Here is a 12082-nt window from a genome sequence, read left to right as displayed (position 1 = left end):
TTGCATGATGACGACACAGACCGGACATGCCGCCGATGTTTGATGCGCCGTCCATACCCTTTACCGTTCTGGCGTTCATCGCCGTGCTGGGACCGCTCGTGTTTTTCCATGAGCTGGGCCATTATCTGGTCGGACGCTGGTGTGGCATTCGCGCCGACGTCTTTTCGGTCGGTTTCGGCAAGGAGATATTTGGCTGGACCGACAAGCGCGGCACGCGCTGGAAGGTCGGCTGGCTGCCTTTGGGTGGCTATGTCCAGTTTGCCGGCGACAGCGACGCCATGTCGACCCCGCATGAACTGGATGGCAGTGAGCCCCAGGGCAGTTTTGGTGCGGCGGCGCTATGGAAGCGCAGTCTGACGGTGCTGGCCGGCCCCATGGCCAATTTCCTGCTCGCCATCGTGATACTGACGGTATTCCTTGCGACCTATGGCCGGATCGGCACGCCGCCGGTGGCCGAAGTGGTACAGCCCGGTTCCGCTGCTGCGACCGCCGGGGTAGAGCCCGGCGACCGTTTCGTCAGTATTGACGGGCGGTCGATGGACAGTTTCCCGGATATTCCGATGGCAGTCGCGCATCGTCCCGGCCAGACGCTGACGGTGGTCGTGGAGCGCAATGGCAGTGAACGCACACTGACCATCACGCCGCGTCTGGTGGAGGAAACCGACCAGTTCGGCAATGTGATCAAGCGCGGGATGCTGGGCGTCGGCAACCAGAGCATCGAGTTGATGCCGGTGGCATGGTATGCGGCACCGATCGCGGCTGTCGAGGAATGCTGGGCGATCACCCGTCAGATTGGCGAAGTGATCGGCCAATTGCTGTTCGGTCAGCGGTCGATCAAGGATCTCGGCGGACCGCTGGCGATTGCCAAGGCGAGCGGTGAACAGGCATCGCTGGGCATGTTGCCGTTCATCATGTTTGTCGCGATGGTTTCGCTCAACCTCGGTTTTGTCAACTTGCTGCCGCTGCCGATGCTCGATGGGGGACATTTGCTGTTTAACGCGATCGAGGCGGTGCGCCGGCGTCCGGTAAGCATCGCGACCCAGCAATGGGCTTTCCGCTTTGGTTTTGCCGCGCTGGCAACGCTGATGCTGATTGTCACCTTCAACGATTTGTCCGGATTTGGGCTCTGGCAGAAGCTCGCTGGCTTGATTGGCTGACCAGCATGGGGCAGAGGTGCGGCACGCGATCGCCCCACGCGCGACCATCTGGTCCAACAAGATGTTTTTCGAAAAGGAAAGTTGCCCGTGAAGGCTAGCCGCCCCTATTGCCGTTCGGTCCTGTCGACATTGCTCGCCGGGTCGGTGCTCGCCAGCCAGACTGCCGCGGTCTATGCCCAGACAGCGCCTGTGCTGCAGCCGCCCGTGCCCGGCTCTCCGGCTGCTGCCGACGCGTCGACGCCGCCCGCGGCGCGAGCGATCCGCGCAATCACTGTGGTTGGGAACCAGCGACTGGAAGCGGATACGGTGCGGTCCTATGCCCAGTTGCGTGTTGGTCAGATCTATTCGCGGGCGACGCTGGATGCGGCGCTGCGCAACCTTTCCGAAACCGAGCTGTTCGCCGATTTCCAGATTACCGACAATGACGGTGCCCTGGTGATCCAGGTTACCGAAAACCCGGTGATCAACCGCGTCATCCTGGAAGGCAACAGCCGGCTCAAGGAAGACAAGATCCGTCCAGAGCTGCGCCTCGCGCCGCGCCAGATCTACACCCGCAGCCGGGTGCGCGCCGATGTCGCCCGCATCATCGAGCTCTACAAGCGCCAGGGCCGTTATGCGGCGACGGTGGAACCGCAGCTGGTCCGGCTCGACCAGAATCGCGTCGACATTGTTTTTGAAATTCACGAGGGTGACCGCAGCCGGGTCCGCCAGATCAACATCATCGGCAACGAAGCCTTTTCTGACGGCGACCTCAAGGATGAAATGGCGACGAAGGAACGGCGCCTGACGACCATTCTGTCGTCCAACACTACCTATGACCCTGATCGACTGGCCTATGACCAGCAGAAACTGCGGCAATTCTACCTGACCAACGGCTATGCCGATTTCCGCGTGGTGTCGGCAGTGGCCGAACTGACCAGCGACCGGCAGGATTTCATCATCACCTATGTGGTCGAGGAGGGTGAGCGTTACCGTTTCGGCCCGGTTTCGGTGGACAGCCAGTTGCGTGATTTCACGCCCGAGACACTGCAGACGCAGCTGCCGATGGCGGAAGGCGACTGGTATAACGCCAAGATGGTCGAAGACACGGTTGAGCGGTTGCAGGAAATCGCCGGTCTCCTTGGGTACGCCTTTGCCGAAGTGCGACCGCGCTTTACCCGCAACCGTGAAACGCGGACGATGGGAATCGTGTTCCAGGTCCAGGAAAGCCCCCGCGCCTATGTCGAGCGGGTTGACGTGGATGGCAACACGCTGACGCAGGACAAGGTGATCCGTCGCGAATTCCGTCTGAATGAAGGCGATGCGTTCAACAGCTTCCTTGTTCGCCGCTCACAGGACCGGATCAACAGTCTGGGCTATTTCCAGGAAAATCTGGAGATCGGGCAGGAACCGGGCACCACGCCCGACCGGGTGGTGCTGACCACCAGTGTCGAAGAAAAGGCGACCGGCGAACTCTCGCTGTCGGCCGGTTTTTCCTCGATCGAGAATTTCATCCTGCAGGGATCGATCCGCCAGCGCAATTTCCGTGGCCTGGGCCAGACAGTGTCGGCCTCGGTCAATTATTCGAGCTATTCCAAGTCAATCGAGCTGGGCTTTACCGAGCCCTATGTTTTTGACCGGAACATTTCGGTCGCGGGCAGCATTTATCGGCGCGACCTGAATTCGTTCAACTTCATCAACAACAATCGGCAGACCACCTTCCAGCAGGTGACCACCGGCCTGACCGTGCAGGCGGGCGTACCGTTGACCGAATATATGTCGTTGTTGCTGCGTTATTCGCTCAACTATGACGATGTGACGCTCGATCGCGCGACCTATTTCTTCAATGGCCAGTGCGATCCGCTGATTGCGGGGCGCTATTTGTGCGATGCCCTGGGCACGCGGACAACCTCGATGCTTGGTTTCTCGCTGATCTATGATGATCGCGACAATCGCATTCGTCCAACACGCGGCCAGTCCGCCGTGCTCAGCGTCGATGTCGCCGGCCTTGGCGGCAGCGTTCGCTACATCCGTGCCCGCGCCAATGCATCGAAGCACCAGCGCCTGTTCGGCAATTTCATCCTCTCGGCTTATGCCGAAGGTGGCTATATCCAGCCGCTCGGCAACAACAGCAACACTGCCGGTGCCGATCGTGTCCGCCTGACCGACCGCTTCTTCCTGGGCGAGCCACAGATGCGTGGCTTTGACATTCGCGGCGTCGGTCCGCGTGTGATCCGTTATACTGCCGTCGACCTGACCGACACGGCCGCACCGGTGGTTGGCGAAGAGCGCAACACGACCGTCGATGACGCCCTGGGTGGCCGCGCCTATTACCAGGGCAGGCTTGAAGTCGACCTGCCGTTGGGTAGCGGTGCCCGCGAATTGGGCCTGCGACCTTCGGTATTCATGGATGTGGGCGCGGTGTTCAACGTGCGCCAGCCGACGCTGACGTCGCTGGCAACATTCCGTGACCCCGTTGACGGCAATTACAAGACTTTGTGCCGCAATCAGACCACCGGTGCGACCGAGCTTGGCACACGCCCGACCGGCGCTACCAGTGGCGAGTTCAACGTCTGCCCGACCGGTTTTGGCGGCATTCGTCCGTTCGACGAGCGATTCTTTGGCGACACCATTTCGCCGCGCCTTTCGGTCGGTATCGGGGTGAACTGGAATTCACCCTTTGGTCCCTTCCGTATCGACCTTGCCCGCGCCCTGCTGAGGGAACCGGGTGACGACACCAAGCTGTTCACATTCAACGTAGGAACCCAATTCTGATGAAAACATTGATCAAGGCTGTCGCCCTTTCGGCGACCGCAATCGCAGCTTCGACCGTTGCTACAGCTCCGGCGTTTGCCCAGTCGCGTACGGCTGCGCCGGCTGCACCCAGCGTGGCCACCGCCAACATCGACGGCGCGATCCAGGGCACAACGGCGTTCACCGCCGCTGTCACCCAGATCCAGACCTCTTATGCCCCGCAGATCCAGAATCGCGCCACCCGTGCACAGGCGCTGCAGACCGAATTGCAGACGCTGGGCGCGACGGTGCAGGCCGAACAGGCCCGGCAGCCGCAGAATGCGACCGCACTGCAGAATGCCATCACCGCCTATCGCACGCGCGAAACCGCTGCACAGCAGGAACTGCAACAGCTCTCGGCGCCGATCGAACTCGCCGTCACCTATGTGCGTGAGCAGATCACGCTGAAGTTGCAGGATGCGGTCAATGCCGTGACCACCGCACGCCGGATCGACATGCTGGTCAATAGCGATGCCGTGTTCTGGAACAATGCCAACGCCGACCTGACGCAGGCGATCACTGCCGAACTCAATCGTCTGGTGCCTTCGGTTCAGGCGGTCCCGCCAGCCGGCTACCAGCCGGGCATGTTGCTGCGCGCCCAGGCGCAGGCTGCTGCTCCGGCCGCGCCTGCAGTTCCGGCGCCTGCCGCCGCACCGACGCGCTGATCCGGCAGCTGATTGGGGGCTCGCACGCATGAGTGACACGCCAGCCACGACCGGTGGATTTGACGTCCGCCGCATCACGGCCCTGTTGCCGCATCGTTACCCGATGCTGCTGGTTGACCGGGTGGTCTCTGTGGTTCCCGACCAGAGCATCCATGCGGTCAAGGCGGTCAGCATGAACGAGCCCTTTTTCCAGGGCCATTTCCCCGGCCGGCCAATCATGCCCGGCGTCCTCATCGTCGAGGCGCTGGCACAGGCCGCCGGGGTGCTCGCCATTGAATCGATGGGACTCGCCGACAGTGGCAAGCTGGTCTATTTCATGGCGATCGAAGGGGCGAAGTTCAGGAAGCCGGTCGAGCCCGGCTGCCTGCTGAACCTTCATGCCGAAATCGTGCAGGCCAAGCGGACGATCTGCAAATTCAACGGCAAAGCGCTGTTCGACGATGGCAGCGTGGCAGCGGAGTGCAGCTTTACCGCGATGATCGCTGATCCGCCGGCCTGAGACTGGCAAAAGGCTTGCCATTAGGTGTCTGTCCGTCTAACGGGCGGCCTTCCTTTTCCGGTCGCGTCAGGCGGCCATCCTCCGGCTGGTCGGAAACCAGCCAATTTGGAGACACAAACATGAAGCAGAATGTCCACCCCGACTATCACATGATCAAGGTCCAGCTGACCAACGGAACCGTGTTCGAAACCCGCTCGACCTGGGGCAAGGAAGGCGACACGCTGCAGCTCGACATTGATCCGTCGGCGCACCCGGCCTGGACCGGCGGCAAGGGCACGATGCTCGATTCGGGCGGCCAGGTTGCCAAGTTCAACAAGCGTTTCGGTGGTCTCAGCCTCAAGAAGAGCTGATCGAACGCCGCATTGGCTTGTACAGGATCAAAAGGGGTCGTCCGGGTTCGGGCGGCCCCTTTTTCTGTTTCGGCATTTCCCCTTCGTCAGCCATGAGCGCTGCCAACTTCTCATCGCATGGCGATGGGAGAATGCGTTCCTGTCACGGCTGTGGGTTGGCATGACCCTTGTGATCGCCCACTGTGGTGAAAAGCAGCCCATGGGAGAAAGAAATGGCCTTCACACCTTTTGACCTTAGCGGAAAGGTTGCGCTGGTGACCGGCGGCAACGGCGGCATCGGGCTGGGCATGGCCGAAGGACTGGCCGCAGCGGGAGCCAATGTTGCGATCTGGGGGATGAAGCCCGAGAAAAATGCCGAGGCGGAAGCACGTTTGAAAGCGCATGGCATCGAGGTGCTGGTGCAGCAAGTCGACGTTGCGGATGAAGCCGCGGTGGTGGCCGGCGTGGCGGGCGTGCTGGAGCGGTTCGGACGGCTCGATTTTTGCGCGGCCAATGCCGGGATCGGCGGTGGGGCGCCATTCACCGATCAGACGACCGAAGGCTGGCGCCGGGTGATGACGGTCAACCTGGATGCAGTATTCTGGACGTTCCGCGAGGCGCTGAAACATATGGTCGCGCGCAGCGAGGCCGGGGATCGGGGCGGGTCGTTGCTGGTGACATCATCGACATCGGCCATTCACGGGGCGCCGCGTAACCAGGCCTATGCTTCGAGCAAGGCGGCGGTGCAGGCTATGGTGCGCGGACTGGCGGTTGAATATGCCAAATATGGCATTCGCGCCAATGCTGTGCTGCCCGGCTGGATCGCCACCGACATGACAAAGCCGTTGCAGGCGTGGGACACGTTCAACGAAAAGGCGATTGGCCGAGTGCCGATGCGGCGGTGGGGCGAGGGCGAGGATTTCGCCGGGGTTGCTGTCTATCTGGCTTCGGATGCGTCGCGGTTTCATACCGGCGACAGCCTGGTGATCGACGGGGGGTACACGATTTTCTGAGGATTTGCCGTCCGTCAGCCCTGAGGATTGCCCCCTCCCCATCGCGAGACGATGGGGAGGGGGCTGTTTGCCTCAGCCCATGCGGTGCAGGGCGCAGAGCTTGTTGCCGTCCGGATCGCGCAGATAGGCGAGGTAGAGATCGCCAAAGCCGCCGGCGCGCACACCCGGCGGGTCTTCGCAGGCGGTGCCGCCATTGGCGCAACCTGCCGCGTGCCAGGCGTCGGCCTGTTCCGGCGTCATCGCAAAACCGATCGTGCCGCCATTGGCGTGGGTTGCCGGCTCGCCATTGATCGGCGGGGTAACCAGGAACATGCCGCCATTGTGCATGTAGATGAGGCGGCCATTGGGATCGACAATCGCCGGATTGCCCCCGAACGCCGCGAAGGTCGCGTCGTAGAAGGCCTTTGACTTGGCAATGTCGTTCGAGCCGACCATGATATGTGAGAACATAGGCTTTTCCTCTCCTTGTGAAGTCGGTGTGGGGTCTCAGTAAACGACGACGCTGCGGATGCTCTCACCCGCATGCATCAGGTCGAAACCCTTGTTGATCTCATCCAGCGTCAGCACGTGGGTAATCATCGGGTCGATCTGGATCTTCCCGTTCATGTACCAGTCGACGATCTTGGGCACGTCGGTGCGGCCCTTGGCTCCGCCGAACGCCGTGCCGCGCCAGTTGCGGCCGGTAACAAGCTGGAACGGGCGAGTGCTGATTTCCTTGCCGGCCTCAGCCACGCCGATGATGATGCTGGTCCCCCAGCCGCGATGGCAGCATTCAAGCGCGGTGCGCATCACTTCGGTATTGCCCGTGCAGTCAAAGCTGTAGTCCGCGCCGCCATCAGTGAGGGTGAGCACTTCGGCAATGATCTCGTCGCGCGACTTGCCTCGCCCGTCGATGAAATCGGTCATTCCGAACTTGCGGCCCCATTCCTGCCGGTCAGGGTTGATGTCAACGCCGATGATCTTGCCGGCACCGGCCATTTTCGCGCCCTGCAGCACATTAAGGCCAATGCCGCCGAGACCGAAAACGACGATATTGTCGCCTGGTGCCACCTTGGCGGTGTTGACCACCGCGCCCACGCCGGTGGTGACGCCGCAACCGATGTAGCAGCTGGTCTGGAAAGGTGCGTCCTCGCGGATTTTTGCCACGGCGATTTCGGGCAGGACGGTGAAGTTGGAGAAGGTAGAGCAGCCCATATAATGATAGATAGGCTGCCCCTTGTAGGAGAAGCGCGTGGTGCCATCGGGCATCAGGCCCTTGCCTTGCGTCGCGCGTATGGCTGTGCACAGGTTGGTCTTGCCCGAAAGGCAGCTTTTGCACTGGCGGCATTCCGGAGTGTACAGCGGGATCACATGGTCGCCCGGTGCGACGCTTGTGACGCCAGTGCCGACTTCACGGACGATACCCGCGCCTTCATGGCCCAGGATCGAGGGAAAGATGCCCTCGCTGTCGTAGCCGTCGAGCGTATAAGCGTCGGTATGACAGATGCCGGTCGCCATGATTTCGACCAGCACTTCTCCCGCGCGTGGTCCTTCAAGGTCCAACTCGACGATTTCGAGCGGTTTTTTGGCTTCAAAGGCGACGGCAGCGCGGGTCTTCATTCCTCTGGTCTCCAACAGTCTCTTGCTGCAACCTATTGCAGCGGGAGGGGCAGGGCGCAAGCCGCTTGCCAGACCGCTAATATATCGGCAGTATAAGTGCCAAATTATCAGCCACGATCGGCGTAACGAGGAGAGTATGATGCGCAGGCCGCTGATCGGACTGGTGATTCTGGCGCTGTTGCTGGTCGGGGGCTGGCTGCTGTTCCAGCGCGAACTTGGCGCACGGTTGTATGCTCAGGCGGTCGAGGCAAGGGCAGGCGGTGACTCGACGCGCGATTTGCCTGATGGATTGCATCTTTATCTGTGCGGAACCGGATCGCCCTTGCCCGATGCCGGGCGCGCGGGCCCTTGCGCGGCAGTGATAGCCGGGCGGCAAATTTATGTCGTCGACAGCGGGGAAGGCGCTTCCCGCAAGCTGGGGCTTGGCCAAATCCCGGTGGCCCGGATCAACGGCTTGTTGCTCACCCATTTTCATAGCGACCATATCGACGGCATCGGGCCGTTGATGCTGTTGCGCTGGACGCAAGGGACGACGACCAGCCCGTTGCCGATCCATGGCCCGACCGGGGTCGAGGCGGTGGTAGCAGGGTTCAACGCCGCTTACGCCACCGACAATGGCTATCGCGTTGGCCACCATGGTGAACGCATTGTCCCGCCAGGCGGAGCCGGGGGTGTGGCGATGCCGTTTGCGGAGCCACCTGCGGATGGTACGCCGGTGGTGCTGCTGGAGCGTGACGGACTGACAATTACCGCCTTTCGCGTTGACCATGGGCCGGTTGACCCTGCGGTTGGCTATCGTTTTGACTATAGGGGACGGTCGATCGTCATAAGCGGTGACACGGCAGCCAGTCCCAATATTGTGCGCAATGCACGAGGCGCCGACCTTTTGCTGCACGAGGCCCTGCAACCGGCGATGGTCGGGCCCATGACGCGGGCGCTGGATGCACGCGGCCAGGCAAATGTGGCGCAGATTACCCGCGACATCCTCAATTATCACGCCTCGCCTGAGGATGCGGCCAAGGCCGCCAAGGCGGCGGGCGTGCGCCAGCTGGTGCTGACCCATCTGGTGCCGCCATTGCCGTCATCCGCCTTTTACGCCGCCTTTCTGGGCGATGCAGTGGATGATTTTGACGGACCAATAATCGTCGGTGAGGATGGCATGTTGTTTTCGCTGCCCGCCGGTAGTGAGGTTATCGAGCGGGAGGACTTGCTTTGAAGACGAAGCTTTATGGCGCGGGCATCATCCTGTTGGGTTTGACGAGCCTGACGCTGGCCGGTGCACAATCGTCAAATGGTTCCCCTGCAAACCCGGTGGAACCGGATCCGTCGAAGCCGAATATCGTCATATTGCTGGCCGATGACTGGGGTTTTACCGATGTCGGTGCCTTTGGCGGCGAGATGGCGACGCCCAATCTGGATGCGTTAGCGGCCAATGGAGTCCGGTTCAGCAATTTCCACGTCGCCGGCAGTTGTTCGCCGACTCGGGCGATGTTGCAGACGGGGGTGATCAACCATCGCGCCGGCCTGGGCAACATGCCCGAGACAATCCCGCCCGAGCACCTCGGCAAACCGGGATATGAATCGCACATCAACGACCGCGTGGTAACGATCGCCGAACAATTGGGTGCCGCTGGATATGCGACCTATTTGTCGGGCAAATGGCATCTGGGTCATACGCCGGAGACGCTGCCGACGGCGCGGGGGTACCGCCGCGCCTTTGCCCTGTCCCAGTCGGGAGCGGACAATTTCGAGAACAAGCCGAATCTGCTGCTCTATGATGAAGCGGACTGGACCGAAGACGGGCGGCGAGCGGTGTTGCCCGAGAGATTCTATTCGTCAACGCTGATCATCGACAAGATGATGGGCTATATCGACGAAGGACGCGGTTCCGGGCGGCCCTTCCTTGCTTCGGTCAACTTCATCGCCAATCACATTCCGGTGCAGGCGAGCGATGCCGATGTGGCAGCGTATGACGGACGCTATGACGCCGGCTGGGACGCGCTGCGCCGATCGAGGCGCGAAGGGGCAATCCGCGCCGGCGTGATGCCCGAAGGCATGCGCTTCGTTCGGATGGACACGACCGGCGACTGGGCGCGGCTGACGCCGGAGGAGCGCGCGCAACGAACCGGGGCGATGGAGGTCTATGGCGGCATGGCGACGGCGATGGACCGGGAGGTCGGCCGGCTGGTCGATCATCTCAAGGCCATTGGCGAATATGAGCGGACCATCTTTGTTTTTCTGTCGGATAACGGCGGCGAGGCCACAGACCCGATGTCGGCCGGGGGTTTCACCACTTTCAACACCCGCATGCTGTATGACCAGCGGGTCGAGCAACAGGGCCGCCGAGGGTCCTTTACCTCGATCGGCGCTGGCTGGGCCAGTTCGGTTTCCAGTCCGCTGCGCGGCTACAAGTTCACCGCCAGCGAAGGTGGCTTGCGTGTGCCGCTGATCATTGCCTGGCCGGGTAATCCTGCATTCCGGACCGGCAGCGTGGCTGGTGGATTTGCCCATGTCACCGACATCACACCGACGCTTTTGTCGCTGGCAGGTGTGGCTCCACAGCAGGGCGAATGGCGCGGCCGGGCAGTGGAGCCAATGATAGGCCGGGATCTGACGCCGGCCCTGACAGGGCAGGTTGAGGGCGTTCATCCTGCCGACGCGCCGTTCGGTTACGAATTGTCGGGTAATGCCGTGCTGTTCAAGGGTGACTGGAAGCTGGTCAAGAATCTGCCGCCCTATGGGACGGGTGAATGGGAATTGTACAATATCGCGCAGGACCCGGGAGAAGTGACCAATCTGGCCAGCGCCGAGCCTTCGATCCATGCCCAGATGCAGGCGGATTACAATGACTGGGCCAAGGCCAATGGCGTGTTGCCAATGCCCGAAGGCTATTCAGCGCCCAAGCAGATATTCGACAATGCGCTCAGTAACCTGCTCATTCCGCGGCTGCTGGCACTGTGGCCATGGGTTCTGGCGCTGGTGGCAGGCATTGCCGGCCTGGTCTGGTGGCGGCGGAGGCGGAAGCGGACTTAGTCCCGCGTTCGTCGCCCTGCCAGACGCTTCCTGTCAGCCGGCTGAGGGTGGTGGTCGGTCAGGGTCGATCAAACGAATGCCGATATGATCGGTGCCCAGCCCGCGTTCCTGGAACTGACGGGCAGCCGGGCGATAACGGGCGCAATAATTGGCGGCGCACAGATAGGAGCCGCCCTTGATGACATGGCTGCCGCTTTCCGGGTCGGCAGAGGCAGGATCGGCGGGATCGCCGGTCCATTCCCAGACATTGCCGATCATGTCGAAGATGCCCAACCGGTTGGCGGGATAGCAGGCGACCGGCGCCCGTCCCTGAAAACCGTCGAGGCCGAGGTCGCGCGCCGGGAACGCCCCCTGATAATAGTTGGCCTGTGGGCTGCCGTCTGCGGCGACGGGTTCGCGCGGGTCCGCTCCGCCGGCGCGGGCCGCGGCTTCCCATTGTGCTTCGGTCGGCAGCGCCTTGCCGGCCCAGCGGGCATAAGCGAGCGCATCCTCATAGGCGATCTGGACGACCGGATCGCGATCCTTGCCAGCAATGTCGCCCCGGCCGCCAAAGCCGCCCTCTGGTCCTTCGGGCAGGCGCCATTGGGCACCGACCACCCATCGCCACCAGCTTGGCTGGTCCGCAGTCGGCACGGTGAAGACGGCTGAACCGGGCTGGTGCATTTCAGGTGGAGCGCCGGGGAGAACGGGCGGCGGTCGTTCGGCCATCGTCCGGTATCCGGTGGCGCGGACAAAGGCTGCAAATTCGGCGTTGGTCACCTCATGCGTTGCCATCCAGAATCCGGCGACGGTAACCGTGCGCGCCGGTCCTTCTTCCGGCAAGCGCGCATCCGCGCCGATGGTCACCTCTCCGCCGGGAACCCACGCCCATTTCTGTTCGGGAAGGGGAGGGCAGGTACGCTCGACCAGCCGGGGCTGGGCCTCATCCTGTGCCGAGCAGGCGGCAAGGGCGATACCGGAGAGCCAGAGCAGCGGAATGGCAAGGTGGCGCATGGATGGCCTTGACGGGACAGAG

General features: G+C 62.2%; 11 protein-coding genes. 8 read left to right on the top strand and 3 right to left on the bottom strand.

The features are described from left to right. Nucleotides 1–35 precede the first annotated feature (35 nt). The 6 genes from rseP to GV829_RS12505 all read left to right on the top strand — a co-directional run bounded on the left by rseP (nt 36) and on the right by GV829_RS12505 (nt 6435). Entirely contained in the window at nt 36–1157 is a 1122-nt protein-coding gene (rseP, locus tag GV829_RS12530; protein WP_169947143.1) for an RIP metalloprotease RseP, read from the top strand. Nucleotides 1158–1244: 87 nt separating this feature from the next. Then, nucleotides 1245–3911 carry an outer membrane protein assembly factor BamA gene (gene bamA / locus GV829_RS12525; RefSeq protein WP_169947141.1) on the top strand — a complete coding sequence of 889 codons (2667 nt, stop codon included), beginning with the start codon at nt 1245–1247 and terminating at the stop codon, nt 3909–3911. After that, on the top strand, nt 3911–4594 hold the full coding sequence (locus GV829_RS12520) for an OmpH/Skp family outer membrane protein (RefSeq protein WP_169947140.1): 684 nt from the start codon (nt 3911–3913) through the stop codon (nt 4592–4594). The genes bamA and GV829_RS12520 overlap by 1 nt, the downstream gene beginning before the upstream one ends. A gap of 28 nt (nt 4595–4622) precedes the next feature. Continuing rightward, nucleotides 4623–5093 (top strand): 3-hydroxyacyl-ACP dehydratase FabZ, encoded by a 471-nt coding sequence (fabZ, locus tag GV829_RS12515; protein ID WP_169947139.1) that lies wholly within the window; start codon nt 4623–4625, stop codon nt 5091–5093. A gap of 119 nt (nt 5094–5212) precedes the next feature. Continuing rightward, a complete protein-coding gene (rpmE, locus tag GV829_RS12510) occupies nt 5213–5443 on the top strand; it encodes a 50S ribosomal protein L31 (protein WP_169947138.1) in 231 nt (76 codons plus the stop codon). Between the two features lie 212 nt (nt 5444–5655). Next, nucleotides 5656–6435, top strand: a complete 780-nt coding sequence (locus GV829_RS12505) for an SDR family NAD(P)-dependent oxidoreductase (RefSeq protein WP_169947137.1) — start codon at nt 5656–5658, stop codon at nt 6433–6435. Between the two features lie 72 nt (nt 6436–6507). Here GV829_RS12505 and GV829_RS12500 read toward each other — a convergent pair whose 3' ends face one another. Together GV829_RS12500 and GV829_RS12495 are read right to left on the bottom strand one after the other, a co-directional pair. Beyond that, nucleotides 6508–6885 carry a VOC family protein gene (locus GV829_RS12500; RefSeq protein WP_169947136.1) on the bottom strand — a complete coding sequence of 126 codons (378 nt, stop codon included), beginning with the start codon at nt 6883–6885 and terminating at the stop codon, nt 6508–6510. Nucleotides 6886–6921: 36 nt separating this feature from the next. After that, nucleotides 6922–8034, bottom strand: a complete 1113-nt coding sequence (locus tag GV829_RS12495; RefSeq protein ID WP_169947135.1) for an S-(hydroxymethyl)glutathione dehydrogenase/class III alcohol dehydrogenase — start codon at nt 8032–8034, stop codon at nt 6922–6924. Between the two features lie 136 nt (nt 8035–8170). On the opposite strand from GV829_RS12495, the gene GV829_RS12490 reads away from it, so the two are divergent. Both GV829_RS12490 and GV829_RS12485 read left to right on the top strand, forming a co-directional pair. Further along, nucleotides 8171–9250: an MBL fold metallo-hydrolase gene (locus tag GV829_RS12490; RefSeq protein ID WP_246202879.1), complete on the top strand. Its 1080-nt coding sequence runs from the start codon at nt 8171–8173 to the stop codon at nt 9248–9250. After that, nucleotides 9247–11067, top strand: coding sequence for an arylsulfatase (locus GV829_RS12485; RefSeq protein ID WP_246202878.1), 1821 nt, complete (start codon nt 9247–9249; stop codon nt 11065–11067). The genes GV829_RS12490 and GV829_RS12485 overlap by 4 nt, the downstream gene beginning before the upstream one ends. Before the next feature lie 33 nt (nt 11068–11100). Here GV829_RS12485 and GV829_RS12480 read toward each other — a convergent pair whose 3' ends face one another. Further along, nucleotides 11101–12060, bottom strand: coding sequence for a formylglycine-generating enzyme family protein (locus GV829_RS12480; RefSeq protein ID WP_169947134.1), 960 nt, complete (start codon nt 12058–12060; stop codon nt 11101–11103). Between the last annotated feature and the right edge of the window lie 22 nt (nt 12061–12082).

It is taken from the genome of Sphingomonas lacunae (assembly GCF_012979535.1).
GTDB lineage: Bacteria > Pseudomonadota > Alphaproteobacteria > Sphingomonadales > Sphingomonadaceae > Sphingopyxis > Sphingopyxis lacunae.
This window is presented reverse-complemented; position numbering and strand designations above follow the sequence as displayed.

What these genes read in the sequence shown, in the direction of transcription:
- fabZ (WP_169947139.1), top strand. Translation starts at nt 4,623, where the DNA reads ATGAGTGACACGCCAGCCACGACCGGTGGATTTGACGTCCGCCGCATC.
- GV829_RS12505 (WP_169947137.1), top strand. Translation starts at nt 5,656, where the DNA reads ATGGCCTTCACACCTTTTGACCTTAGCGGAAAGGTTGCGCTGGTGACC.
- rpmE (WP_169947138.1), top strand. Translation starts at nt 5,213, where the DNA reads ATGAAGCAGAATGTCCACCCCGACTATCACATGATCAAGGTCCAGCTG.
- GV829_RS12500 (WP_169947136.1), bottom strand. Translation starts at nt 6,885, where the DNA reads ATGTTCTCACATATCATGGTCGGCTCGAACGACATTGCCAAGTCAAAG.
- GV829_RS12495 (WP_169947135.1), bottom strand. Translation starts at nt 8,034, where the DNA reads ATGAAGACCCGCGCTGCCGTCGCCTTTGAAGCCAAAAAACCGCTCGAA.
- rseP (WP_169947143.1), top strand. Translation starts at nt 36, where the DNA reads ATGTTTGATGCGCCGTCCATACCCTTTACCGTTCTGGCGTTCATCGCC.
- GV829_RS12490 (WP_246202879.1), top strand. Translation starts at nt 8,171, where the DNA reads ATGATGCGCAGGCCGCTGATCGGACTGGTGATTCTGGCGCTGTTGCTG.
- GV829_RS12520 (WP_169947140.1), top strand. Translation starts at nt 3,911, where the DNA reads ATGAAAACATTGATCAAGGCTGTCGCCCTTTCGGCGACCGCAATCGCA.
- GV829_RS12480 (WP_169947134.1), bottom strand. Translation starts at nt 12,060, where the DNA reads ATGCGCCACCTTGCCATTCCGCTGCTCTGGCTCTCCGGTATCGCCCTT.